Annotated in this window: 19 protein-coding genes; 10 read left to right on the top strand and 9 right to left on the bottom strand. The window is 54.4% G+C overall.

Features of this window, described 5'->3' with window-relative positions; genetic code table 11:
- Window positions 1-324: 324 nt before the first annotated feature.
- The gene (locus VNX88_02790; GenBank protein ID HWY67561.1) at window positions 325-1263 is read right to left on the bottom strand and encodes a prepilin peptidase; all 939 of its coding nucleotides are present in this window, start codon (window positions 1261-1263) and stop codon (window positions 325-327) included.
- Between the two features lie 194 nt (window positions 1264-1457).
- Between VNX88_02790 and VNX88_02795 the strand changes: the two genes are divergently transcribed.
- The 4 genes from VNX88_02795 to VNX88_02810 all read left to right on the top strand — a co-directional run bounded on the left by VNX88_02795 (window position 1458) and on the right by VNX88_02810 (window position 7129).
- Entirely contained in the window at window positions 1458-2450 is a 993-nt protein-coding gene (locus tag VNX88_02795) for an ion channel (GenBank protein HWY67562.1), read from the top strand.
- A gap of 387 nt (window positions 2451-2837) precedes the next feature.
- Window positions 2838-4796, top strand: a complete 1959-nt coding sequence (locus VNX88_02800; protein ID HWY67563.1) for a peptidyl-prolyl cis-trans isomerase — start codon at window positions 2838-2840, stop codon at window positions 4794-4796.
- An 81-nt stretch (window positions 4797-4877) separates the two neighbouring features.
- Window positions 4878-6428, top strand: coding sequence for a 4-alpha-glucanotransferase (gene malQ, locus VNX88_02805; GenBank protein HWY67564.1), 1551 nt, complete (start codon window positions 4878-4880; stop codon window positions 6426-6428).
- Window positions 6429-6916: 488 nt separating this feature from the next.
- Window positions 6917-7129 (top strand): hypothetical protein, encoded by a 213-nt coding sequence (locus VNX88_02810; protein ID HWY67565.1) that lies wholly within the window; start codon window positions 6917-6919, stop codon window positions 7127-7129.
- A gap of 5 nt (window positions 7130-7134) precedes the next feature.
- Here VNX88_02810 and VNX88_02815 read toward each other — a convergent pair whose 3' ends face one another.
- The 8 genes from VNX88_02815 to VNX88_02850 all read right to left on the bottom strand — a co-directional run bounded on the left by VNX88_02815 (window position 7135) and on the right by VNX88_02850 (window position 16424).
- Window positions 7135-7674, bottom strand: a complete 540-nt coding sequence (locus tag VNX88_02815) for a hypothetical protein (protein ID HWY67566.1) — start codon at window positions 7672-7674, stop codon at window positions 7135-7137.
- Window positions 7674-8459, bottom strand: a complete 786-nt coding sequence (locus VNX88_02820) for a hypothetical protein (protein ID HWY67567.1) — start codon at window positions 8457-8459, stop codon at window positions 7674-7676. Before VNX88_02820 ends, VNX88_02815 begins: the two co-directional genes overlap by 1 nt.
- A 595-nt stretch (window positions 8460-9054) precedes the next feature.
- The gene (locus VNX88_02825) at window positions 9055-9867 is read right to left on the bottom strand and encodes a helix-turn-helix transcriptional regulator (protein HWY67568.1); all 813 of its coding nucleotides are present in this window, start codon (window positions 9865-9867) and stop codon (window positions 9055-9057) included.
- Between the two features lie 225 nt (window positions 9868-10092).
- On the bottom strand, window positions 10093-11073 hold the full coding sequence (locus VNX88_02830; protein ID HWY67569.1) for a M56 family metallopeptidase: 981 nt from the start codon (window positions 11071-11073) through the stop codon (window positions 10093-10095).
- Window positions 11070-11495 (bottom strand): BlaI/MecI/CopY family transcriptional regulator, encoded by a 426-nt coding sequence (locus tag VNX88_02835; protein HWY67570.1) that lies wholly within the window; start codon window positions 11493-11495, stop codon window positions 11070-11072. Before VNX88_02835 ends, VNX88_02830 begins: the two co-directional genes overlap by 4 nt.
- 55 nt (window positions 11496-11550) lie before the next feature.
- Entirely contained in the window at window positions 11551-14529 is a 2979-nt protein-coding gene (locus tag VNX88_02840; protein HWY67571.1) for a TonB-dependent receptor, read from the bottom strand.
- 69 nt (window positions 14530-14598) lie between these two features.
- On the bottom strand, window positions 14599-15402 hold the full coding sequence (locus tag VNX88_02845; GenBank protein HWY67572.1) for a sulfurtransferase: 804 nt from the start codon (window positions 15400-15402) through the stop codon (window positions 14599-14601).
- A 128-nt stretch (window positions 15403-15530) separates the two neighbouring features.
- On the bottom strand, window positions 15531-16424 hold the full coding sequence (locus VNX88_02850; GenBank protein ID HWY67573.1) for a rhodanese-like domain-containing protein: 894 nt from the start codon (window positions 16422-16424) through the stop codon (window positions 15531-15533).
- A 672-nt stretch (window positions 16425-17096) separates the two neighbouring features.
- Between VNX88_02850 and VNX88_02855 the strand changes: the two genes are divergently transcribed.
- From VNX88_02855 to VNX88_02880, 6 genes are read left to right on the top strand one after another with little or no spacing between them, the layout of a single operon-like run.
- Window positions 17097-18698 (top strand): ABC transporter ATP-binding protein, encoded by a 1602-nt coding sequence (locus tag VNX88_02855; protein HWY67574.1) that lies wholly within the window; start codon window positions 17097-17099, stop codon window positions 18696-18698.
- The gene (locus VNX88_02860) at window positions 18695-19666 is read left to right on the top strand and encodes an ABC transporter permease (GenBank protein ID HWY67575.1); all 972 of its coding nucleotides are present in this window, start codon (window positions 18695-18697) and stop codon (window positions 19664-19666) included. The genes VNX88_02855 and VNX88_02860 overlap by 4 nt, the downstream gene beginning before the upstream one ends.
- Window positions 19660-20679, top strand: coding sequence for an ABC transporter permease (locus VNX88_02865; protein ID HWY67576.1), 1020 nt, complete (start codon window positions 19660-19662; stop codon window positions 20677-20679). Before VNX88_02860 ends, VNX88_02865 begins: the two co-directional genes overlap by 7 nt.
- Complete coding sequence (locus VNX88_02870) at window positions 20672-22450, top strand: ABC transporter substrate-binding protein (GenBank protein HWY67577.1); 1779 nt, start codon at window positions 20672-20674, stop codon at window positions 22448-22450. The genes VNX88_02865 and VNX88_02870 overlap by 8 nt, the downstream gene beginning before the upstream one ends.
- Window positions 22447-23031: a sigma-70 family RNA polymerase sigma factor gene (locus VNX88_02875; protein HWY67578.1), complete on the top strand. Its 585-nt coding sequence runs from the start codon at window positions 22447-22449 to the stop codon at window positions 23029-23031. Before VNX88_02870 ends, VNX88_02875 begins: the two co-directional genes overlap by 4 nt.
- Entirely contained in the window at window positions 23028-25904 is a 2877-nt protein-coding gene (locus VNX88_02880) for a CHAT domain-containing protein (protein ID HWY67579.1), read from the top strand. Before VNX88_02875 ends, VNX88_02880 begins: the two co-directional genes overlap by 4 nt.
- Window positions 25905-26008 lie beyond the last annotated feature (104 nt).

Here is a 26008-nt window from a genome sequence, read left to right on the forward strand (position 1 = left end):
CGCCGCCGGTACTGACTTTTACCCTGACTTCACCCAGCGGCTACCTTCACCCCAAGAACCGCAACCCCGGCGCTTCTCGCGGACCCCGACCGCCGCCGGTACAGACTTTTACCCTGTCGGAAAACGCCGGGGGGAGGGCGCCCGGACGCTCCGGGCCCTGTTCCCTGTCCCCTGTAACCTGTCCTCTATCTTGTCCTTGTGCCCCAAAACCGCGTTCTGAGTGGCCGAAACTTCCGCAATTTTACCGCTAAAGGCGACGCAAATCGCGCGTTTTCCGCCTGATTTTCGTTGCCGAGAAGCCACAAGTGCACGTCCTGCCGGAGCCTAACGATACAGGCCTAAGTACCAGTCCACCATACGGTTACCGACGAAAACGGAGAGGATCGCCATGCTGCCCAGAAAGACCCCAAACGGCACTTCGTAGTACCTCAACATGAGCCTGGCAGAGCTCCAGGAGCGTCCAAAGACGTTGGATTGGCGACGTTTTTTGCGTCGTTGAATGCGCTTACGCCACACGGCAAGGGTGGTTATCAGCCCAAAAATCGTGCCCAGAACGGCTCCAGTGAAGATGGTAAAGAGCGCTAACTTGGCGCCAAGGAAGGCTCCAACCATCGCCATAAGCTTCACATCGCCGAATCCCATGCCCTCAACGTGGCGCAAACGGAAGTAAATCTCGCCTACGGCGTAGATGAAAAATGCTCCGAGAGCCGCTCCAGTGAGCGCATCGAGGAACGAAATGAGCGGTAACGGCCACTGAAGAGCTAACAATTTGCGCGTAATGAACGTCGGCATGCCGCCAACTGGCACCAACAGGCTGAATATTAGGCCCAAAGCGATGCCCGGGAGCGTGAGCACGTCGGGCAAAAGATGATGTTCGTAGTCGATAAAGATGAGCGGCAGGAGCAGAAAAAAGAATACGCAGAGCTTTATGAGCGTCCAGATAGCGACGGTAGTCTCCAGCGGAGCGGCGTAAAGGTATGCGGAAACGAACAGAAATCCGCATAGAAGCTCCACCATTGCGTAGCGGGCACTGATTGGGTGCGCGCAATCGCGACATCTTCCGCGCAGAAATATCCAGCTAACGACCGGAATGTTGTCGTAAGCGCGGATTTGTGCGCCGCAATTGGGACACGCTGAGCGCGGCTTGACCACAGATTGGCCGCGCGGAACGCGGTAAATGACTACATTAAGGAAGCTTCCGAAGACTAAACCGAACAGAAAGGTGGCAATCGCGCCGGAATCGGTGGGGAGGAAGTTGCTCACGCGGGCTTTGGACTTGTGCGGATTATATCCATAGCGGCGCGGATAACGGTCAGATCGGCATCCGAAAGCTCACCCCTTCGTGACCGGCTGCATCGCGAAAGGCGTCGCATGGTGCGTCCCTACTGAGCGTTCTGCGCTGCAAAACATTTAAGATGACTGCATCTGCGTCCTGAAAACAGCAGATTTATCGCGTTATGGCGACTCGAATTCCAGTTATTGACATACAAACCAGGGAAGAACGCGACCGCGATCTGGGCTTTGGCTCGCTTGTTTCTCAGCAACGGCACGTACGACTGCTGAATCGCGATGGCAGTTTCAACGTCAGCCGCAAGCAGAGTTGGGTCGATTCACTGGCCTCTTATCATGCGTTGCTCACCATGTCGTGGCCTGCCTTTATTGCGTTGCTGGCCAGTGGCTATGCGCTATTGAACGTGACATTCGCGGTTATTTATCTTTTGTTGGGTTCTGATGCTCTGCAAACGGCCACTCCTCCGGAGCTTTCCCCTCGCTTTTTGAAGGCATTTTTCTTCAGTGTCGATACCTTCTCGACTATCGGATACGGGAATATCGTGCCGGTTGGGCGGGCGGCGAATGCGGTAGTTTGCACTGAAGCCTTTTGCGGACTGCTTGGACTCGCGCTCGCCACAGGTCTCTTATTCGCGCGATTCTCGCGTCCTACGGCGAAGGTTCTGTTTAGCCAAGCAGCGATCATCGCCCCTTACAACGGCATTAGCGCCTTTCAATTTCGCATTATCAATGCCAGAAATAACCAGATTATCGAGTTAGGCGCGCGCGTTTTGCTGTCGAAATTCGAGAATGTCGACGGAAATCGCATTCGCAAGTACCACGCATTGCAGCTGGAACGCGAAAAAGTAGTCTTCTTTCCCCTCACCTGGACGATTGTGCATCCGATTGATGAAAACAGTCCGATGTTCGGATTGTCGAAGGAAGAGATGATTGCCAATGATGCGGAGTTCCTAATCCTGCTTACCGGCACCGAGGAAACCTTCTCGCAGACTGTCCACGCGCGCTCTTCCTACCGCGCTGACGAACTGGTTTGGGGCGCTAAGTTCGTAAACGTGTACAAGTATGACGAGCACGGTCACATATTGGGCGTAGATATGGATCGGTTCCATTCCTTCGAGCGCGCACAATTGCCGCAGATCGCGTCGATTTCAGGCGGCTAGGGCGAAGCTGATTCGCGAATATTTTCACGTTGACCACAAGCCTCGTTTGTCTTCGAGCAACGGTGAGGGACACCAGGGCGAAACAGAGGCTGCTGTCCCAAGCTCTTTAACTCCTGTAATCAACTAATAACAAATCACTTACGTGGAATGCATAGGGCTGTCCCACTGTCCCAAAATCCTATACGCCGTGGGACAGTGGGACACCTCGAAAACAAGTCAGAGAAGCCCCTCAAAAGATCGTCGCGATCTCGTCACATCTGGCTGCTTTTTGCGCGATGAATATTTCGCGTCGGAGTTGGGGAGAACCCGCGTGGGCAAGCCTTTGTGAACTGGTCTTCCTCTATAATCAAATTCTCGGCAATCCTGCCTGGAGTTCATCCAAAAGCAATGATTAAGTTCCTTCAAACCCCAACGAAGGCGAAGAAGTTCGTCTTGGGAGGCTTGTTAGTCATCGTAGCCGTGATGATGGTGATCACGCTCATTCCTGGAATCTTTGACAGCCTTACTAACACCGCGGGTAGGGGCATTTATGCGCGCGTCGGAGGGCACGATGTGACTAGTGCCGATGTCGATCGTACTGCACAACAGCTCGCCCGACAGCAACGCCTGCCTGCAGAGTTCGTTTCGTTTATCCGTCCCCAAGCTGCGAACCAACTCGTCACTAAGTACGCATTAATCGCGGAGGCGCGCAGGCTGCATTTGCAGGCAACTGACGAAGAAGTGCGCAACTTCCTTCATCAGGGACAGTTTGGCGACGCGCTCTTCCCCAAGGGCGAGTTCGTCGGCCAGACAAAATACGAGGACTTCGTCCAGCAGAACTTCAGTATGAGCGTTTCGCAATTCGAAGACCTGGTTAAAGAGCAACTGCTGATATCCAAGCTCATCGCGATGGTCCAGGGCAATATCACAGTGCCTGAATCCGAAGTTAAGCAGGACTATCTCAAGCAAAACCTTAAAGCAAAGTTTTCGTACGCGGTGCTCACCCCTGAAGAAATGAGAAAGCAGGTGAAGGTCACCGACACGGAACTCAGGGCGTTCTATGACAAGCACAAGCAGGAGTACGTTAACTCAATTCCGGAAAAGCGTAAGGCGCGCTACATAGCCATCAGTACTTCGAACATTCCCGGAGTGAACGTTAGTGACGACGATGTTAAGGCCTATTACAACCAGCACGCCGATCAGTACAAACTGCCCGAGAAGGTACACGTACGCCACATCCTGGTAAAAACTCCGCCAGCCGCTGACGGCAAGGTCGACCAGCAGGCGCTGGATGCAGCAAAGACCAAAGCTGAAGGACTGTTAAAACAAATTCATGATGGCGGCAATTTCGAGGAACTCGCCAGGAAGAATTCTGATGATCCGGGCAGCGCCGCGAAAGGTGGAGAGCTGCCGGCCTTCCAGCATGGTGCCATGGTGCCTGAGTTTGAGCAGGCAGCATTCGCTCTGCAGAACAAAGGTCAACTCAGCGGACTCGTGAAGAGCCAATATGGATATCACATCATCCAGTTGATTGATAAACAGTCGGCGCACACCAAGTCGCTGGATGAAGTAAGGGTCGACATCGTTCCCATCGTGAAGCAGCAAAAGGAATCGAAGGCCGCTGACGAACTAGCTCGTACCCTGGAAGTACAGGCGAAATCGCAGGGACTAGACAAGGCTGGGGCAGCGCACAACTTACCGGTTCAAACTTCTGACTTCTTTTCCAACACCGATTCCCTTCCTGGGATCGGACAAGCGCCAGACTTCATGCAGGCAGCCTTCTCGGCAAAACCGAAGTCTGCTCCGCAACTCGCGCGGACTCCTAATGGCTACGCGATATTCGAAATTCTTGATTCTCAACCGGCCAAGACACCGAGCTTTGAGGAAGCCAAACAACGCGTCGAGGATGAGTTTCGCAATGAACAAGCTCAGTCGATGCTCGATCGGAAGACGCAAGAACTCTCAGAACGCGCAAAGGTTCTTCACGACCTGAAGAAAGCAGCTAACGAGCAGGGCGCCCAACTTAAGACAAGCGACTTCGTAACTCAGCAAAGCCAAGTCCCCGATATTGGCCCTCTGAGTGGGCCGGCATCCGTGGCATTCACTCTGGGAAAGAACCAAATCAGTGGACCCATCTCCACGGGACGCAATGGCATTGTGCTTCAGGTGCTCGATATTCAGGAGCCGTCAGCGGAAGAATTTGCGAAGAATAAGGATGTGGCACGGGAGCGGACTCTGGAACAAAAGCGCGGCCAGAGTTTTCAACTCTATGCATCAAACCTGATTCAAAGCATGGAGAAGGACGGGCGCATCAAGTACAACAAGGAAGAGCAGCAGCAACCCGGTCGCTCACCAGCGGGGAGTTAGGCGAGCAAAACACTCATCGAAGCTGCCCGGCCCTGCTGGGCAGCTTTTTGTTGTTCACATAATTCCTTCGCGGATTTTCTAATGTCATTTGAACGAGCTTGCGGAACGCTGCTGCACATAACGTCACTGCCTTCCCGTGGTGGAATCGGTGATCTGGGAGAGGAAGCGTATCGCTTCATTGACTTCCTCGCTGCGTCCCATCAGCACCTGTGGCAGGTGCTGCCGACCAGTCCAGCCGCAACCGGCAACTCGCCATATTCCGCGACCTCAGCCTTCGCCGGTAATCCACTGTTTATCAATATTGAACGCCTTGCTGAACGCGGCTGGTTGAGTGACCAAGACGCGCGAAATCTTGCTGCGCCTGGTTGCAAAGTCGACTTTGCTCAGACGCAGAAAACAAAGCTGCCTCTGCTTCGGAAAGCCGCTGAGGTCTTCGTAAATCGAGCTGACGGAACAGCGCGCAAGCGGTTCGAGACGTTCTGCTGGCTGAATGGATGGTGGCTCGAGGATTACGTTCTGTTCGAAGTTCTTCGTAATCGACAGGGGGAGAAAAGCTGGGCAGAATGGCCCGAGAAATTGCGCCGCCGTGATCCGACGACAATAGAGCAAGTGAAACGGGACGATGCCCGCGAACTGATGGTCGCTCGAGCAATCCAGTTCTTCTTCTTCGAGCAATGGCGCGCGATGCATCAGTACTGCGCGTCGCGAGGAATAAAACTGATCGGCGACGTTGCAATCTTTGTGAATCTAGATAGTGCCGATGTTTGGAACCATCCTGAGATCTTCCAGCTTAACGAAGATCTGAACCCAATCTGTGTTTCCGGTGTCCCGCCAGATTTCTTCAGCAAGACAGGCCAGCGCTGGGGCAATCCTCTCTACCGCTGGGATGTCCTTCGGCAGCGCGGGTACGATTGGTGGATTCAGCGGGTGAAGTGGGCGCTGCAGCAGTGCGACATCATCCGCCTGGACCACTTCCGCGGATTCGAGGCTTACTGGGAGATTCCCGCGAACGAAGAAACCGCGATCAACGGTCGTTGGGCACAAGGGCCGAACCACGATCTATTCCATGCTCTACGCCAGGCTTTGGGCGATCTTCCGTTTATCGCGGAAGATCTCGGCACTATCACCCCCGAAGTGGAACACCTGCGCCGTTCATTCGGGATGCCGGGAATGCGCATTTTGCAGTTCGGTTTTGGGAATCCTGGAGCACACATTTATCTCCCTCATCGCTTCGAGTCCAACACGGTCGTTTATACAGGCACCCATGACAACGACACGACAGTGGGTTGGTGGAAGACTGGAGCCACCCCCGAGGAAAAGCAGGCAGTTGAATGCTACATGCCGCCGAATTCTGACGGTGTTCACTGGGCGCTCGTTCGAGCTGCGGCGACATCGGTTGCGGATCTTTGCGTGATTCCCATGCAGGACTGGCTCGGGCTTGACGGGGAGGGCCGTATGAACGTGCCATCCCGTCCGGACAATAACTGGTCGTGGCGTGTGGAGAAAAAGGCGCTCACCAGCGAACTCGCGAACAAGATCGGGCAGCTAATAGAAGTGGCGGACCGTGATCAAAAGGAAACTAGCCAGACCCGGAATTCTCCTCCTCCGGAACCGGAAGAATTCGCCGCCTGATTATAGATCCACGAAGCAAAACACCTCGGCGACTACCGATAGGGGTCCCTTTGGTTTACTCATACCCGCTTGAGTCGACCGTTCCGACCGGATGTCTTCAGGCTGCGAGGCTTCACGCGGTGGATCCGGATCGTCAGTTCGACTCGATTGCCGATGGCCAGTTTGCGGAAGATCGATTGGATATGGTTCTTGACGGTTTGTTCCGAAATAGTTAAGTGCTCAGCAATCTGACGGTTCGAACGCCCGGCCGCAACCAATCGCGCCACTTGATATTCGCGCGGAGATAGAGCCTGCATAGCTACAAAGCTAGCCCGACCGCGGCTCGACACAACAAATCGAATCGAAAATTTACGAATTCCGAACAAGGCTAAGCGAGAAACTAGCCGAAATAGTAGTGGGGCAGGCGAGATGCCAAATTCGGCGACTGGTACTATAGTACTAGTCGCAACTGCCAGTCGCATCTCACTTTAGCTTTCCAAGGGACATCCATGAACAAGCCCAACGTCCTTGCGCTGATCGACGCGGAAATCGAACGCCTGCAGCGAGCTCGACAGATTCTCTCCAGCAATAACGGTTTCGGAGCCAGCCGGACCTTCGCAGGCATGCCAAGAAAAAGACGGCGCATGAGCGCCGAAGCAAAGCGCCGCATCTCGCTGGCACAGAAGAAGAGATGGGCAGCGCGGAAGCGGGCACGGCAATAGACCTTCTAGCCGACAGCTTCCCCGGCGAGGACTTTCGGTTCAAAGAGGTGGGCACGGAAATAACTCTCTGCGAATCGCCATACGTCCTCGTATCGTCTTATGGCAGCAGCTGGTCGTACCTCGATGCCCGGTAACAGGAACTCGATCCACAGCAGCACCCAGAAACCCAGGCTGATCACTCGCAATTTCAACGCATTCTGGACGAGTCCCTCGGTATCGGGAGTAGAAGCCAGTTCGGAATCCGTTGTCCTCACCCGCAACAGAGCAACCAAGGTTGCGCAGTTTGCGGCAATCCATAGGAGGTATTCCTGCACCGCTCTCAATCGTGCCCTGCGTACTCTATGGTAGTTACTGGTTGTGAGTGCGCTGCGCAGAAAGTCCTCTTCATCCTGTGAAAGAAGATTCCGAAACGCAACAAGGTCGACGGGATAAAACCTGGCACTCGTTTGCTCACCGCTGGAAGGACGTGTTGCTCCTCCCCGGACGATCCACAGCATTAGCAACATTACTGCCAACGCACCGGTGCTTAGGAAGAGTATCGCCATCAGCGTCCTAGAAGAGACTCAACAACCTCGTTCATCTTACTGACTTCAGTTGCAATTGGCAGAGGAGAATAACCTTTGTCCTGAGCCGAGGTGCGCGAGTGAAAAGTGCGAGGACGCACAAAGTAAACAATCCAAACTAACCTCTCACAAACTGCAACACACATTATGCTCCACACCCAGATGCTGTTGAACTTGGAGCCGTAATGGGATCTGGCGATCATCGCTGCCGATTCGAAGACTCCGTGAACGGCAAAACCGAGAGCAATGCCGATGGAGTAGTTTCCCCAGGGCAGCCCCATCAGAAAAACAAACAGAAACAAGCAAACCACCAGCCCGACTCGCACGAGGGATTGAGTGCGTTTCAAGATGAGGATGCCGGCAAACAGTTTGTCAGATTCAGTGCCTGGTGCCGCCACAGCAACGGCAACAGCAGTTACGATGAGTGCGAGCAGCGAATAGCGAAAGAGCGCAGCTCCCAGTTTCTGAAGCCCGAGACGCCGCTCGAATGCCTTTCGGAATACCTCCTCGACCACTAAAAAACCGAATAGGGCCACAAGACATTCACTGATCCAATAGGCGTAGAAATATGGAGTGTGGTGAGGACGAATCGCCGCGAGCATTATTGTTCTAATGAGTTCCAGAACCAAATAAGAGAAGAACAGCGGATAGTCCTGATGTAGGCGGCGTCTAAAGATCGCAATGGCCACTGTCAATTCCAAAAGGAATCCAAGCAGCCAAAGCCCTCCTTGGAGAGTCCAATGCATGGCGATTGATGCAGAAACCATACATTGGACTCAGCCCTAAGGGAAGGGACTTCTACCTGCTCAGATCACAAGTGGGACATGGGGGCGGATCTGGTCCATCGCCAAAAGAAGCGGTTGACAGCGTAGCTGTTAGTAGGAGAATGGTGAGAACAAGCTGAAGTAGTTTTCGCACGACGCAACTCCTTGTGTGGATTTGCGTCGCAGGATGGACTCAGATGCCTATGGAAGACGGAGGCTGGAAAATCCTTGCCGATTCCGGAAGTTGTAACTAGGGGAGCGCGGCTTTCCCCTTTTGAAGACTTTCAAGCCCGTACTTTGTCCGCTCTATCGGGACTCTGGGCGAGGCTGCTATATATGGCTGAACTTCGCTCTGACGATGGGAAATATCACCACTGGGGACACAGACGAGTGCATGGAGAATCGCCCAGCCAAATTGCCTTGAGCAAAGCGCACTCCGAACTCTACATAGCGCTGCTGCGCACTCCGATCCGGGATTTAGTAGAAGAGATTGAGATGACCAGCGACGGCTCTGATCCGAGAGAATTAGTGCGGAAGATTGCGGACTGTAAACAGCAACTTGTTCCGGAAAACGTGGAAGGCGGCTCGCCGCGTCACTTCAGTTCAATCGCCCTCGCGGTGCGTCTGGTGTACGAGAAGCAGCGGGCTTCCAGTCACTCAGCCGCATAGCAACGCCAACAACCTGTCCAATCACTTCCGCTTCCTGGGGATGCCGGAATACCTTGGGTGCGACCGGCGACAGCGGATGCGGTTGAATCACAAGCTGATCGGAATCCGTGACGTTGCACCATGAGCACAGGAACTCCTGCCGCGTCTCCACAAAGTAAATTGGCCGTTCATATTCCGAACGCCAACCCTCGTTCAGGATCTCAGTACGGCTTTCATCCACCTGCAGAAATGTTCCCGGCATAAGCAGTGGATACATCGTGAAGTCTTCGGTGCCAAGAAACGCATATGTATGGGATCCCCGGGTAAAGCGTGGCATGAACTGCAGCGGAACAGTACCCCACTGCTGAATCATTCTTGCCAGATTCATGGTCCGGCGAACATCGAACCCAGGATCCACTGCCACGGGCAACATCAACGAGTCTGGCCGTGGGACGGAACCGAAACGATGGGTGCGGGGAATCTCGGTCACATTGCTGTCTTCAGCAATTGAATCGAGTTTCACGCCATACCAGGTACATATGGTCCGGTAGTCGGATCGATAGATAGCTGCGAGAGTGTAGATCCTGTATATGCTCGGCAAGATGCCTTTGGTTTCAATCTCGGAGAGACGGCTAAACGGTACAAAGAACTCCTGGTTCCCGTGGCGCGCGGCTATCTCCGAGCTTCCGGTTTCGACGTCGCGCAGGGTGAGCCCAAGGGCTTCGCGAAGATGGCGTAGCTTATTGCCGGCCTCAATAAACATGGGATAAATAGTTTGGCGGAATTGTAGTACGGAAGTACTATTTGGCAAAATCGACTGACGGGGATTTACGGTTTTTGTAAGCTCTTCCCGTTTCGGCCCGGTTCGGCCTAAAAAACGACACTGGCGCACAAGGCAGCTTGTTCGGAGGATCGAACAACTTGGCTTGAAGATCTGCGCCCGCGCCAGTTGGACGTTCGCCCCAATGTCCCGACAATGGGACTTCTCTTATTTCGCCAGCCACTCCATCCATCGATGGACGACGGGAAGCGCAGTTGGCAAAACCAGCAGGTACGCGACCGCACTTGTTAACAGAATTGCAGGCAGGCAGTACCTGGCATCTTGGGTCCTCGGCCGTGCATGCATCTCCAGCACATCGTGCAGATGCTGTACCCGCATCGCCAGCGCGGAAGATGAGGTATCTGGTGGAACCAAATGGCAGGCGGCAACGGCTATGACCTCATTTGGGACGGTCTTCATTCGGGCAACTTTGAGAATTGCGGAACTTAATTCAAGTGCAGACGTTCCTTTTCGCAAAGCACTTGCATCGGCTACTAATTCGGCAGCGCCCGACCATGCCAGATCCATTTTCCCTAGAGATGCAAAGAAGGCTGGTAATCGCGTGGTCTTCAGAACCAATTGCTTGAGGTTGTCGAACGAACGGATGTGAGCCAACTCGTGAGCGACTGCCGCTTCCAATTCTTCCCTGGTCAGGTTAGCTGATGCTGCCTTTCCCACAAAGATCTTTGGATGGAGAATACCCACAACCGCAATCAACGACTCCGGAGCTTGCACCTGATATACAGGAACGGAGACAGAGACCGGCAACAACTCCGCTTCCCGCAACCATTGGTTGCGGATTTTCCGTGAGCGGGAAAGTAGCCGTGCGCATCGTGCTGCGAGGAACAAAATGACAGCAACTGCAAGGGCCGCCAGGACGATTAGATAAGGCTCTGGAGCTTCTACCGATCGATCTGGCTCAAGTAAAAGAAAGGAAGGCACGGCGAAACCAACGGTAAGAGCCGCCCCAAAAGCAATCGGAAACACCCGGATTGAGAACAACAATCCAGGCAAACGAAGGACCGGTGGCTTACTGCCTACATGGCAAATGGCGCAGGCGGCAGCGTTTGCAAGTAAGGTGCCTGCCGCACAGCCGATGAAAAACACCGCCAGTGACAGAGTTACGCACAATAGCCAAAACGCGTTCATTTAGACTGCCGTAGACTGCGCCGCTTCGCCTTGATCAGCTCATCGAGTTCATCGAGCAGCTTGCGATCGGACTCGCTCACGTAATCGACAAAACAAGACAACAGTGCGTGCTTGCTCCCGCTTTCCTCGACGGCGATGCCGAGCAAATGTTGTGTAAGTTGTTGGTTGTAATCGTGCTTGCCTACTCTTGCCGTGTAGTAAAAGGCACGCCCCACCGCCCGGCGCTCGAGGAGGTCCTTCTTGAAGAGCCGATCCAGGGTCGTCATGACTGTGGTGTATGCCAAGCGGGGGCCGATCTCGTCGTGAAGCTCTCGGACGCTGGTTTCGCCGCGAGCCCAAATCCGTTCCATCAATTCCGACTCGAGCGCGCCCAATTGTTCTACCGGGGCTTGTCGCGCCCCGGATTTCCGTTTAAGCCACATCCAGGTTCTCCAGTCGCGTCAAGTATAGATCGAGCAGTCACTCTTCGGGCAAATGTTAGAAATTGAGTCTGGCCTGGAATTGCAATGAACGCGGGGGCAACTGGTTTGTGATTCCGATCAGCGGCTGTCCGATGACGCTTTGGCCGTTTGGTCCTAAAGGTGGAGCCACACCGTTTCCGAATGCGCCATTAAACCCGACGAAGTTGGGATGATTGAAGACATTGAAAGCCTCCGCGCGCAGTGTTAGTTGGACGCGCTCAGATCCAAGCGCAAACGGTCGCTCAATCATCGGCGAGACGTCATAGATCGCTCTTCCCCGCCCAGCGTTTCTGCCAACAATCACTCCATTTATCAGGGGGCGATCTGCCGTTGCACCAGGATCTCCAAAATTGTTTGCTCCTGTCGTGAGGTTGTAGGGCAAACCGGAAGCGAGAGTGGCGACTCCGCCAAAGGTGATCTTCAGCGGGCCCACGTAATATCCGCTGAGCACAAACCGATGACGTTGATCGAAGATGGCATTGCCATACTCCGTAGCCCCGGTAATATTCGGATCGTTCGGATTCTGGCCCGGCACATCTGGATCGACGTTATCGGTTGAGTGTGACCAGACGTAGCTGGCAAGCATCACGAAATGATCGCTGAAGTGATGATTCAGATTCACGTTCAGCGCGTGATAAAAGGCGTAGCCATTGTTTACGTCGCTGAGGATTTGCGCATACGCGGGTTGTGGATTGGTGGCCTGGGTTGTGTTGCAAGGAGTACCAAGCTGGTTGTAGAAAGCGATCCAGAGCGGGCGGGTACAGTTGGCTGCTTGTGCCGTACGTACTGATTGTGTGCTAGCACTGGTGATCGTCCGCACGAATGATGCTGGAGAATCGACATCGAGAGGGCGAACGATCCTCAACGTGTGTGAACCCAGATAGTCCATCGACAACAGCCAGTTCGGAGCGAGTTGGTGTTGGACACCGAGAGTCCATTGCTCTGAATAAGGATTGAGCAGAGCATCAGGATATCCAACCAGCGTGGAGACGGGAAAGAACTGGTTGTAGAAGGAGGCCCGGCCAGGGCGGACGTAGAGATTGCGGACCGGCATCCGTGCCCCCGGTGGAAACGCAGGCAACGGAGCTGCCGATACGCTGCTTGGAAAGCCTATCTGGCCAGCGGCAGCTGTGAAGTTGAAGAAGCCAGTTGGTCCTGACAGAGCATAGTTGGCTTGCGCATTGTTGATCACTTGGGAGTAGTAGATTCCAAAACCACCGCGAACTGCCGTTCTTCCATTCCCCCCGACGTTGTAGGCAAATCCAATTCTGGGCGCAAAATCCTTGCGAGCATCGGTAAATGTCTGTTGCTCGTAGCGCAATCCAAGATTCAATGTCAGATCTGGGAGTACGCGAAAATTATCCTGCGCGAACAAGGCCCAAAGCGTATCGTCGACAGTGTATGTAGCGTTGCCGTAGCTTTGCGTGTAACTGCTGACAGTATTAATGTTGCCGATGTATGCCTGGCTTTCGCACCCCGCGATTCCCAAATTGCAGGCCTTATAAGTAAAAGCTCCCAGGAAACTCGGGCCACCAAATTCTTTTCCATTCCCACCATTGTGGGCGTGAATCATGTCGGCGCCAAATCGCAACTCATGCCGACCTCTGGACACCGAAAGCGTGTCGCTGAACTGGTACTGTCGATTCTGCAACTGCGCCGCTTGTGATGTTCCAGTTACAAAAGTTCCGACTCCCGTAATTGGAACTGTGTACTGCGTAGAGAAGATTACGGGATCAAACTGAGTGATCGGCGATCCCAGTTGGAATTGCACACGGGCGTTGTTAATGAGTGAAGGCCTTAGTACGGCAGTTTCGCCTACCTCTGCCGAATAGGTTCGCCGTTTGAACACCCGATCGACAGTGGGCATGCTGTTGCCGCCGACTGCGCCATTGGGATTAGTGTCGTGAAAGCTATCCGCACTGCCGCGGAAGAATAGATTATTGCGATCGTTGATTCGATGATCGACGCGAGCAAAGCCCAGCCAGCCTCGATAATGTCCTTCAAATGTGCCGGGTGCGACCGGCGCGGTTACGGGTGAAGTGCGATTCTGCCAACTGTATTCGCCGGAACCAAAAAAGTGGGTGCGCCCGCTCGAACCGATCGGCCCCCCCAGCGAAGCTGACGTTTGCTTCAGCGAATCGTCAGTAATCGCGTTGCCATTGGGGGCGTTCGCCGCGGTAAATCCTGAAAGTTTGGCTTGGGTTTCGGATGGACGGAATAGGCCGAGGGCCTCGCCGTGAAACTCGTTACTCCCACTCTTGGTGACGATGTTTACTACTCCACCCGTCGTTGCTCCATACTCCGCAGAGAACGCATTTTCGAGAACGGTCATCTCCTGCACGCTGGACAGCGGCAGGTTCGTAAATATCGTCTGCCTGCCCCAGCTATCGTTGCCTGTGCTGCCGTCTATCTCGAAAGAGGTCTGACGTCTGCCCGACCCGTTGGTGGTAAACAAATTCTCATTCATGAACACATCGCCCTGGTTCAGCGCTGGACGATTCGCCGCGTTCAACAAGGGAAGGTAGGTAATGCGCCGATTCAAAAGAGGAGTCTCTTGCGCCTGCTTCGAATCAATGCGTTCGCCTAACTGAGGCTCGTCAGTTGGGACTTCACCGACCACTCCGGTCACGTTTATCACCGTGGACTCCGCTGCAGGATTGAGCTGCAGAGTCACTTCTGCGGTGCGCCCACCAGCCAGAGTCAGATTTTGAATTCGAGCATCTGCGAATCCAGTTTTGCTGGTCGTAAGCGTGTAGCTGCCCGCGACCGCCAGAGCAGTCAGAGAGAACTTGCCCCCGCTGTCGGTTTCGACGGTACGTTGCAGGCCGGTCAAGTCGTTGGTGGCGGTGATGTGAACGCCAAGAACTACAGCGTGCGTTGGGTCAAAGACCTGTCCCACGATCGTCGCGGTATCCGGCGTCTGTGCAGTTGCTGTTGTGGCAAAAAGTAGAATTAGGGCGAAAGTCGTAACGCAGGCTGAAAAGATGTGTCTCATTCTTGGAGTGGAGTAGTGTTGCAGGAAGCGTACAAGTCTGCTTGGCTTACTACCAAGCCTCGTAGGGATTCAAGGCTCAATGGGCAGGGATGAGCGGCTCCATTCGTAAAACGAGCCATCGTACATTCGGACCCTGTAACCGAGATATTTGGCGACGAAGTAGCTGAACGAGGACTGCATGCCGGTTCGGCAGTAGGTGATTATTTCCTTACCCGGAGCAGCACCGGCGGCATGGAACAACTCTTGCAGTTCGGTAGCCGATTTCAATTCAGGAATGGAATCGTCTCGAAGCAAATTGCGCCAGTAGAGTCCCGCGGCATGTGGGATATGACCTCTTTGGGGCACGTCCTCGGACAACTTCTCTCCGGTGTACTCGGCCTTCGGGCGGGAATCTATCAATATTGCGGGACCTTCAGTGGAGCGTGAATACTCAGCCATTTTCGCAAGGCTCACAACAATCTCCGGATGAGCACGGATTTCCAGCTTGCCCACGCGAACAGGAGGGGTCGCAGTTGACTCCTGACGTTCCTCCGCTCGCCATTTTTCCATGCCACCGTCCAGTAGCGACGTTCGATCTGTGATGCCCAGATAATCGAGTGTGAAGTAAGCGCGAGCGGCAGGCATCCCTGAACGCTCCCCATAAAGAACGATGCGCGAATCGTTGCTTACTCCCGCCTTCTCAAATACAGATCGAAGATGGCTAACCGACGGTAACTCATTCGGAACCCCGTCGCGCGTGGTCACAATGTCGGATAGGCGAATCATCCGTGCGCCGGGAATGTGACCGGACAAGTAGAAGCGCTCGTCATCCACAATGCAGACAACAATCAGATTGGGGTCATGCAAGTGGGTGGCTAGCCAATCAGTATTCACTAGCATTTCTCGTCGGATGGGAGCTTCCGATTGCGCGGCCGGAGACGAAGGTCCGAAGTTAATTGTCGCCACGACTATGGCTATGAATCTCTGGATTGAGCGAAGCGCTCTATCCTTGTCGCAACCATTCACTGCGGCGAATTACCTTTCACCGATGCAAGGTGCTCAACATCGTTCCATTGATAAAACGAACCATCGAACATTGAAACGTCATAACCAAGGTATTTCGCAACGAAGTACATATGCGAAGCCTGCAGACCAATCTCGCAATAGGTGATGAGCTTGTTCCCGGGTGTAACGCCTCTCGACACAAAGAGCCTGCGCAGATCGTCCGGCGGGAGAAAAATCGGCCTGTTCGGGTTCTTTACGGTCTCTTCCCAAAAGATGTGATCAGCCCTGGAAAGATGTCCTGCGGTATAACGCTTTTGCGGGCGCGAGTCGACAAGGATGGCCTGAGAACCTGACTGTGATGCAGCCTTCGCATCAGCAAGTAGGGCGAGCACTGACTCGTTGACATGCGGGGTCATGCTCCCCTTTTCGGTTTTGGGAGCCTCCGGAGTCACTGGCCGATTCTCCGCCTTCCATTGCGCCAAGCTGCCATCGAGCAAAGCCGCGTTGTTATGTCCGAGATAATCGAGGGTAAAAAATGCTCGTGCCGCAACCGGATACCAATCGACCGTATAGATTACGACGCGCGTGTCGTCTCTAACTCCTAAGCCCTCGAACGTCTGCTTGAGCTTCTCAACCGTTGGCAACTCAACCATCAGACCTGTGTGCCCGGTTGTGAAATCATTTGTGCCTAAGAAACGCGCGCCTGGTATGTGCTCCTTCTGATAGTCGCTGCTGTCGTGCCCGATTTGAAGAACGACGACCTTGGAATCGCTCAAGTGATCGGCTAACCACGCGGTTGAAACCAACATTTCGGGATGCGCGGCTGATTCCGCCGCATGGCAAACGCTCCCTAAGACGAGAATGGACGAGACTATAGCTGAAACAGCTACTCTTGGTACTCGAGATTTCACGATCAATATCTCCGTAAGGCTAGTCTGATAGAAATCTGAGCAATCCCCTCTCCAGTCGAATGTCTATATAAGCCCTTTGTTCCTGACGCGAGTACTCACTGACGCACAAGAGTTTGGACCGAAATCCAGTTTCAGGTGTGCGGTTTCGGTCACGATCGTGGGGTTTCCTTTTTTGTTTGCCCATGGCGGGATCAATCTTCTATATCGTTCGCATTCAGTAATACCAGGTTGCCAGGGACACGGATCCTGGGGTAGCCCGCTTGCCCGCCTGTAACATGGTTCATGCCAAACAGGTTCGGCGTCAGGTTTGGTTCCTTCAGTGATGACCTTCATGGCCAACCACACAGCAGAAACCAGCATCTTACGATGCGCAGTTGAATCGGGCCGCACGGCACAATCGCTCCAGGCAAGAATGAAGGATCAAACGGCTGAGATTGTTGGGCTTCGCGCGTGATACCTCACGTTCGATTGTTTTCCTCAGCGGCTCGCCTGCTACGTCGTCCTTTATTGGCACCAGTCGTGTCAACCTTTCTTTCCTGCCTCATGTTTTTGGCGGTTACAGTCTGGCGGTCTCCTGATTACCAAAGTGACTGTGCCCCCTGAGTTCCATAGCGCCATGCCTATCTGGATTGGAAATACTTAGTTGATCGCTACAAGCGCCTAGGCGGCGCTATGGACGGAGTGTCGCTTTTGCCGGCTTGCTTGCCAAACCGTGCCGTGCTGGAGGTGCGCGACCTCTCTGTCTCCTATGGTGCAGGGGACGAGACACGTGTGGTCGTTGATGCCCTGAATTTTGAGATTCGCGCCGGAGAGGTGCTGGGCGTACAGGGTCGGTCAGGGTGTGGAAAGACGTCCGCCGCGCTGGCTCTTTTGAAACTCCTACCAACTTCCGCTAAGGTCAGTGGTGCGGTGTTTTTCCGCGGCAGAGACCTGCTGAAGCTTCCGGAATCTGAGCTCCGCGAAGTCCGTGGCCGCGAAGTCTCCATCATGTATCAGGAGCCCGTTCTCGCATTGAACCCTGTAATGCGAGTTGGCGAGCAGATCTCCGAGATCCTCGGTGCTCACACTACCCTCACCCCTTCCGAGCGTCGCGAGCAGGCTCGGCAGATTTTAGATCAGGTTCAACTCGGATCCGAGCGCTATTACCGAGCCTATCCGCACGAACTGAGCGGCGGAGAGCGCCATCGCGTCGTACTGGCGCAAGCACTTGTGTGTCGCCCTGCGCTTGTGATCGCCGACGAACCTACGGCAGGCCTCGACTACGCACTTAAGAACGAAATTCTGGATTTGCTCGATCGCCTGCGGCGCGAAACTGGAGCGGCGCTCCTGCTAATCAGTCACGACCGTAGCGTTACGGGAAGACTCGCGAATCGGACCGTTGACCTCTCGCTAGACGGTGAGCGCAGAACTCCTGTCGTCCTTATGAGCGCTCCTTCGGTTGCGGACCATAGAAACTCTGTATTACGCGAAAACACCCAGCTAGTCTCCGTACGGAACCTAAGCAAGTCTTATCAACCTCGGGGGCTCTTCAGAAACAACCAAGCCGACAAACAAGTTCTTGACTGCATAGATCTAAGCATCGCGAGAGGCTCGCTGATGGCACTTGTCGGACCTTCCGGCTCCGGAAAATCGACCCTAGCGCGCTGCTTGGCACTACTCGAAAGGCCGGATGCAGGAGAGATTCTCTTCGAGGATAAGGACCTTGTTCGCGTACGAGCCGCAGAGCTCCGCACGTTCCGCGCACGCCTGCAATACGTTTTCCAAGATGCGGCAGCGGCTCTGAATCCGCGACTCTCAGCAGCAGAAACTATCGCAGAGCCATTAGTCATTCAAAATCTTGGGACCAGAGAAGACAGGAACAGGCGAGCCGAATTACTGATGGAACAGACAGGACTTGATCCGGCGGTAGCTCACAGATCGTGCCACGAATTCAGTGGTGGCCAAAAGCAACGCCTAATCATCGCGCGAGCGCTGGCACTTCAACCGAGTCTCCTAATTTTCGATGAATCGTTCTCCGGACTTGATCCCGAGACCCGAAATGAAATTCTCGATTTGCTTGTTAGCTTGAGACAGAAGCTCGGAATCACGCAGCTCCTCATCTCCCACGACCTCGAGGTTGTCTCCAGAGTTGCAGACAGCGTCGCGGTCATGCATGACGGCAGAATCGTAAAGCAACAGCATAGAGAAGATAAGGACCGCAATGCGAGCATCTTCCCGGAGCAGTTGCTGAACGCGCAGGCTCGGAATCCCTTCGCACTTTTGGAGGCGAAGTGAGAGCCGCGCGTCACCTCAAACGCCGGCTCGTGCACTCTGCGCTCTTGCTCGGGGCAATTTCGGTGTTCACGTTCGCGATTGCCCAACTCGCTCCAGGCACCTTTCTGGACGAGATGAGGTTGAATCCGCAAATCTCAGCACAGACTATTGATTCGCTGCGAGTGCAGTACGGTCTCGATCAACCGCTCCCGATTCGATATGTTCGCTGGCTTTCCTCTGTAGTCACTGGTCAGTTTGGCTATTCACTGGCATACAACGCTCCAGTAAGCAAGCTGTTGTGGACCAGGACGCAGAATACTCTTCTGCTCGGCACCGCTGCGATGATCATCGGTTGGATGTTCGCGTTGTCATTAGGGATTTGGACCGCATTCCATCCTCAAGGCTGGATTGATCGTGGCAGTTCAGTAGTATCGACCTTACTCCTTGGTACGCCGGAACTAGCCCTTGCCATGGTGTGCCTGCTGGTTGCGACTCGCTTGGGAATACTGCCTGCGGGGGGAATGACGTCCATACATCCGGCGCAAAATCGTTGGCTCGCTGTTGCTGATGTGGCTCGTCATCTCGTACTGCCTGCCGTAGTGCTCGCGCTGGCAGCCGCGCCTGTGCTCCTCCGCCACGTTCGCGCAGCGATGCTCGAAGCCTTCAACGCACCCTTCATCCAGGCGGCAAGAGGACACGGAATTGGAAATGCCCGCTTGCTCTTTCGCCACGCTTTGCCGGTGGCTGCGAATCCCCTGATCTCGCTTTTCGGGTTGTCTCTCGCGGGACTGGTAAGTGGATCATTTCTCGTGGAAGTCATCACAGGATGGCCGGGACTCGGGCCGCTCTTTATTAGTGCCATATTCGCTCGCGACCTTCACGTCGTGGTGGCCGTCGTTATGCTGTTTTCCGTCGTGCTCGTTATCGCGAGTCTCGCAAGCGATTTGCTTCTGTATGCGATCGATCCGCGGGTGAGGGCAGAATGCTGAGCCGCCGAAAGATGCTGGTCATCGCTTTAGCGTTTGCCTTTGTTCACAGTGGAATTCTGTTCGCAGGATTCGTCGCGCCCTATGCGCCTACCGAACAACACAGGCAATACGCTTATGCTCCGCCCACGAGGTTGCACTTCATAGGCGCGGAGGGTCATATCCACCTTCGGCCATTCGTCTACCGGTCGGTTCCGATGGAAGGCGAAGGGTTCCGATACAGCGAGGATCGCGATTCGGAATATCCAGTTCGCTGCCTGACTCGCGAACAAGATGGATTTCACTTGCTGGCGGTTGGCACCCCAGCAAACTTATTCCTGCTGGGAACCGATGGTTATGGACGCGACATTTTCTCCCGCATCTTGTTCGGTGGGCGCACATCACTGCTGGCTGCAGCCGTGGCAACCCTCTTTGCGCTCCTGATTGGCGCTGTAATGGGAGGGATCGCAGGACAGTTCGGTGGCGGCGTTGATTCACTTGTCATGCGCAGCTCAGAACTCGTTCTGGCGCTGCCATGGATCTACTTGTTGCTGGCGATTCGTGCATCTCTTCCATTGCACCTTGATCCTGCCAGAACCTTGGTCCTGCTATCCCTGGTTATCGGCGTAATGGGATGGGCGCGCCCAGCACGTCTCATTCGGGGTGCGGTTCTCAGCGCAAAGGAAAGGCCCTTCGTTACGGCTGCACGAGGATTCGGCGCCTCAGAATGGTATCTGCTGCGACGCCATGTTCTTCCGCAGACTCTAGGGATAGTCACTGCGCAAGCCGTAACTCTGATTCCGCAATTCGTCGCGGCCGAGGCCACCCTCTCGTTCCTTGGCCTCGGCATCGGGGAGCCTGTGCCCAGTTGGGGAAACATGCTCTCGGCGTTTCAGCAATTTTCGACGGTAAGTTCGTATTGGTGGATGGCGTTCCCTCTAGCCGCCTTGATCGCGGTTTCCCTCACTTACTTTGTTCTGGCTGATGCTCTGCATCATGCGGGAGCCGGAATCAAATCGGGACAAAGCTATGCGTAAGTTCGGAGCTATTCCGTTACTCCTCTCTACGGTGATATTGGGCATTGCCAGCCATGCCTCATCGGCGCCAGGTCCCGAGCCGACTCAGCGAGGTGAGGAGCTAGCAATAAGTTCAGCCGATGTTGGTCAGTACGGCGGAATGCTTGTCGTTGGGCAGCGTGCCGAACCGAAGACGCTGAACCCTCTTACGGCCACAGATGCACCATCACGCGAGGTGATCGGCCGCATGATGGCGGACCTCGTCCACATCAATCGGGTTACGCAGCAGACGGAACCCGCACTGGCAAGTTCGTGGAAGTTATCAACAGATGGACGCAGCTTCACCGTGAAGCTGCGACGTGGAGTCCGCTTTTCCGATGGCTATCCCTTCAGTGCCGATGACGTAGTCTTCAGCTTTCGCCTCTACCTGGACGAAAAGATCCGCTCCTCGAATCGCGACCTCTTAATTATCGGCGGCAAGCCGATTTCTGCGGTCAAGATCGACGATCATACAGTGCGTTTCGATATGTCGCAGCCGTACGCTGCGGCGGAACGCATTTTCGATAACCTGGCGATCCTCCCGGAACATCTGCTGCGTAAGAGCTACGAACAGGGATCCTTCGCGCAGGCGCTCACGCTTAATACCGCGCCTGATGCTATCGCAGGGTTGGGACCGTTTCGGTTAAAGCAATATCTCCCTGGCCAGAGACTGGTTCTGGAGCGAAATCCGTATTACTGGAAGGCGGACCGGAACCATCGCCGTCTACCTTACCTCGACGAAATTGCGTTTTTGTTCGTAGGTAACGAGGACGCACAGATTCTGCGATTTCAATCCGGCGAGACCAACGTAATCAGTCGTTTCAGCCCGGAAAACTACTCAGCTTTGGCGCGCGAGCAGCAAAGCCGCGGTTACGATCTGGTGGACCTCGGGCCAAGCCTTGAATACAACTTTCTGTTCTTTAATCTAAACGAACTACCGGCAGATCAGTTTCCGGCGATTTCTCGAAAGCAAGAGTGGTTTCGTGACGTGAAGTTCCGCCAGGCCGTCTCCCTGGCTGTTGATCGTCAGAGCATCGTGAAACTGGTCTACAACGGACGCGGGACCGCTCTTTGGGGAAACGTGACTCCCGGAAACAAACTGTGGATCAATCGAGACCTCCCACATCCGGAACGTTCAATTCCACAAGCGAAAGAGCTATTGAAATCTGCGGGGTTCTCCTGGGATCAAGCCGGAAAGCTCTTTGACACTCTGCATAATCCCGTCGAATTCACAATCATTACGAGCTCCTCGAATGCACAGCGCGTAAAAATGGCGACACTCATCGCGGATGATCTGGCTCAACTTGGAATGAGCGTGCACGTCGTGCCGCTCGAGTTTCGCGCGGTTATGGATCGGGTTTTTCAGTCAACCGACTACGAGGCTAGCGTGTTCGCACTCGGAGGCGGCGATGCAGACCCAAACGGCGACATGAATGTTTGGATGTCGAATGGGAGCACCCATCTCTGGAACATGCACGAGAGCAAGCCTGCAACAGCTTGGGAAGCGCAGCTCGATGCACTTCTCAATCAGCAACTAGTGACCTTGAACTATAAGAAGCGCAAGCAGCTCTATGACGAAGCGCAGGCCATCATTGCGCACAATCTGCCGTTCATATTTTTGGCTAGCCCCAATGTGGTGGTAGGCGCAACGAAGCAAGTTGCGAATTTTCGCCCTGCCGCCCTCGAACCGTATGTTTTGTGGAACGTAGATGAGCTCTACCTACGTCAGGAAGGAGTTGCCCAGGCAAAGTGATTGCCACCGCCAAAGCCGAACAAGAGAGCGCACCGATTTGGTCCGACGAGCGTCTCGTACAAGAATGCCTTCGCGGCAATCAGGAGGCGTGGTCTGCCCTCATTGAAAAATACAAGAAGCTGATCTACTCCATTCCCGTCAAATGGCAACTTCCTCACCAGGATGCCAACGACATTTTTCAATCAGTGTGCGTTGATCTCTACTCGGAATTATCCAGACTGCGCGAGCCACGAGCGCTGCCGAAGTGGTTAATTCAAACAACGGTGCATAAGTGTGCGCGTTGGCGTCAACAGCAAAGCCGGTTCTCGGATCAGGAGATTTCAGAAGGTCTGGCTCTGACGACCGTCCCCGCCGGCACGATTGTTGAAGAAGTAGAGCGTGAGCAGATCTTGCGAGACGCGATCGCTGCAGTAGCTGGACGCTGTGCAGAGATGATCCGCATGCTGTTCTTTGATTCTCCGGCCCTACCGTACGAGCACATCGCGCGCAAGCTTGGACTGGCAACCGGGTCAATCGGATTCATACGCGGGCGCTGCCTGGATCGCCTGAGGAAACAGCTTTTGTCGCGGGGTTGGAAATGAGCACCGCTGCCTCAATCGCAACGGCGAAACTCTCACTCCAGGAGCTCGCCGCAATTCCTGATGCGCAAGTGCGGAAGCAATCGCTCGCCGCTCGAAAAGGTAAGCTAGCCCTGGACGCGATTGTCGAGCTTGCGAATCAGGCTCGCGGGCTCTTACGAGTCGACGCACGGCAGTCTCTCAGTCTTGCGGAACTGGCAATAGACATCGCCGGAATCATTCAAAGTGAAGTCGGAATGGCCCATGCAATCCGCATTAAGGCCAACGCTTTGCATGCCCTAGGGCAATATTCAGCCGCTGTTGAACTGCACACAGAGGCCATCCGGTTATTTGACGCTGCTGCAGAAATGGAAGAAGTCGGAAGAACCCTCAGCGCCAGCATCCTTTCATTGAATTTGTGCGGAGACTACGACGCAGCTTTTGCGGCTGCCGACCGAGCGCGGCTCATCTTTACCCAATTGGGAGACGAGCTGCGGTTGTCTCGTCTCGACATCAACATTGGAAACGTCTTTTACCGCCAGGATCGATTTTCAGATGCCCTGGCCTGCTACCGCCGTGCGTATGAAGGTGTAATCAAGCACGGAAATAGCGAAGGCATCGCCGCAGCGCTGAGCAATCTTTCCATTTGTCTGATCGGTCTTGGTCAGTTCAAAGAGGCGCTTGAGAGCTATCAAAACGCGCGCGAGTATTGCGAGAAGCACGGCATGCCGTTGCTGGTTGCACAGGCCGACTACAACATAGCGTATCTGTACTTTTTGCGGGGGGAATACAGCCGAGCAATCGATATGCTTCGCTCCACGCGATTGCGCTGTAGCGAGATTGGTGATCGATATCATTATGGCCTCTGCAACCTCGACCTTTCGGAACTTTATCTGGAGCTCAACCTCAGTGCGGAAGCAGCCGAGCTTTCCCGCCTTGGCTCTGCTGAATTCGAGGCCCTCCAGATGGGCTATGAATCGGCCAAGTGTCTCGCTTTCGAAGCGATCGCGATGGGACAGCAGGGACAGGCGTTCCAGAGTTTGAAGGTCTTTGCTCGGTCTCGTGAGTTGTTCGTGAAGGAGAGGAACCAGGTCTGGCCGTCGCTGATCGACTTGTATCAGGCCCTGGTGCTGTTCAACGAAGGCAGACACTTCGAAGCTCGCAGGTTGGCAAAGTCTGCGCTGGAGTTCTTTGATTCTTCACTGTTGCCAGGAAAGGCCGTGCTCTGCCGGCTATTGCTCGCACGCATTGCTCAGCGAACTAACGACCTTGCAACTGCGCATAAGGAATGCAGTACGGCGATCGAGAAGCTAAAAGACATGCAGGCGCCGATGCTCCGGCATCAGGCGTATCTGCTGATGGGCCAAATGCATTCCCTTTCGGGAAACAGGAGAGAAGCATACGAATGCTTTCGAACTTCCCGCGAATCACTAGAGATGTTGCGCAGCAATCTACGCGGCCAGGAACTCAAGTTAGCTTTTCTGAAGAATCGCCTAGAAGTGTACGAATTGCTCGTGGACGCGTGCCTCTCTGGCCAACCTGGCGGAAACTCGCTCGAGGAGGCATTCGGATATATCGAAGAAGCCAAGTCGCGAACCTTGATGGACCAAATGCTGCAGCCGGTGTACTCCAGTGCGGATGAAAGCGGTCAAAGCGATCTCGTTCGCCGCATGCGCAGTCTGCGTGACGAGTTGAATTGGTATTACAGCCTCATCGAACTCGAGCAGCTTCGCCCGGAGCAGCGCTCTCCGGAGCACATAAAGCGGCTGGAGGAACAAGTCCGGGCGCGCGAGACGGATCTAATACGCGTTCTTCAGGAATCGAATCTTTCCGGGATCGACAATCCGGAAATGCAATTCAGCAAAAATATATCGATCGACGAAATACGCTCAGCGATTACTCCCGATACGCTCATTGTTGAATACTTCCAGACCGGCGATCGGATTCTCGCCTGCCTGCTTGGACAGGAACGCCTGCAAGTCCTGCCGGTCACGCTGGCCTCCCGAATCAGCAATGCATTGCGATTGCTGCAATTCCAACTCTCAAAGTTCCGGCTTGGCACTGAATACGCATCGGCGTTTCGCGACTCTCTAATTCAATCGACAAATACACACTTGAAGACGCTTTATGACGAGCTTCTGGCGCCCATTCGCGACCGCATGGATGCGAAGCATCTGCTTTTTGTGCCACACGGGGCTCTACACTACGTTCCTTTTCATGCGCTATTCGACGGTGACCGCTACTTAATCGATGACTACACGGTCTCGTACGCGCCAAGCGCGAGCATCTACGCCCTCTGTACTAAAAAGGCGGTAAACAAGTCCGGTGCAGCGTTGCTAATGGGAGTCCCAGATCAGAACACGCCATCGATCCTTGGTGAATTGCGTGCGTTGTGCAAGATCCTGCCGCATCCCAAGATGTTCGTTGGAAGATTCGCGAGCGAGTACGTTCTGAAAGATGTCGCACAAAGCGTACGGCTGATTCACATCGCAACGCATGGATACTTTCGGCAGGACAGCCCTATGTTCTCCTCGATCCGAATGGGGAACTCTTACTTGAGCTTGTACGACCTTTATCAGTTGCATTTACCCGTCGAACTCGTGACCTTGAGCGGCTGCGCCACGGGCTTGAACGTCGTCGCAGCGGGAGACGAACTGATTGGCCTTGCACGCGGGCTGTTCCAGGCAGGTGCGCAATCGTTGTTGTTAAGCCTGTGGGACGTCCACGATCAAAGTACAGCTGACTTTATGGCTGCTTTCTACCGACGGTTTCAGGCAGGCGAAGATAAGGCGACAGCCGTCCGTGGGGCGATGATCCAGATGCGCGAGAGCTATCCCCATCCTTATCAATGGGCTCCGTTTGTTTTGATGGGTAAGTACGCGGGCGGTTCCGCATGACCGAATTTTTTATCAATCAGCCTATATTTTTGGAGCCGCCGCGCGCACTTATGCTCAGACGTGGAAGAAACTTGGTTGGCGCCCCAAGGAGAGAGCGCCCACGG

Source organism: Terriglobales bacterium (assembly GCA_035567895.1).
Lineage (GTDB): Bacteria > Acidobacteriota > Terriglobia > Terriglobales > Acidobacteriaceae > Gp1-AA112.

Excerpts from the sequence above, each read along its gene's own strand:
- malQ (HWY67564.1), top strand. The coding sequence starts at position 4,878 with ATGTCATTTGAACGAGCTTGCGGAACGCTGCTGCACATAACGTCACTG.
- VNX88_02825 (HWY67568.1), bottom strand. The coding sequence starts at position 9,867 with ATGTTTATTGAGGCCGGCAATAAGCTACGCCATCTTCGCGAAGCCCTT.
- VNX88_02815 (HWY67566.1), bottom strand. The coding sequence starts at position 7,674 with ATGGCGATACTCTTCCTAAGCACCGGTGCGTTGGCAGTAATGTTGCTA.
- VNX88_02865 (HWY67576.1), top strand. The coding sequence starts at position 19,660 with ATGCTGAGCCGCCGAAAGATGCTGGTCATCGCTTTAGCGTTTGCCTTT.
- VNX88_02870 (HWY67577.1), top strand. The coding sequence starts at position 20,672 with ATGCGTAAGTTCGGAGCTATTCCGTTACTCCTCTCTACGGTGATATTG.
- VNX88_02820 (HWY67567.1), bottom strand. The coding sequence starts at position 8,459 with ATGGTTTCTGCATCAATCGCCATGCATTGGACTCTCCAAGGAGGGCTT.
- VNX88_02810 (HWY67565.1), top strand. The coding sequence starts at position 6,917 with ATGAACAAGCCCAACGTCCTTGCGCTGATCGACGCGGAAATCGAACGC.
- VNX88_02835 (HWY67570.1), bottom strand. The coding sequence starts at position 11,495 with ATGTGGCTTAAACGGAAATCCGGGGCGCGACAAGCCCCGGTAGAACAA.
- VNX88_02840 (HWY67571.1), bottom strand. The coding sequence starts at position 14,529 with ATGAGACACATCTTTTCAGCCTGCGTTACGACTTTCGCCCTAATTCTA.
- VNX88_02830 (HWY67569.1), bottom strand. The coding sequence starts at position 11,073 with ATGAACGCGTTTTGGCTATTGTGCGTAACTCTGTCACTGGCGGTGTTT.
- VNX88_02795 (HWY67562.1), top strand. The coding sequence starts at position 1,458 with ATGGCGACTCGAATTCCAGTTATTGACATACAAACCAGGGAAGAACGC.
- VNX88_02855 (HWY67574.1), top strand. The coding sequence starts at position 17,097 with ATGGACGGAGTGTCGCTTTTGCCGGCTTGCTTGCCAAACCGTGCCGTG.
- VNX88_02880 (HWY67579.1), top strand. The coding sequence starts at position 23,028 with ATGAGCACCGCTGCCTCAATCGCAACGGCGAAACTCTCACTCCAGGAG.
- VNX88_02800 (HWY67563.1), top strand. The coding sequence starts at position 2,838 with ATGATTAAGTTCCTTCAAACCCCAACGAAGGCGAAGAAGTTCGTCTTG.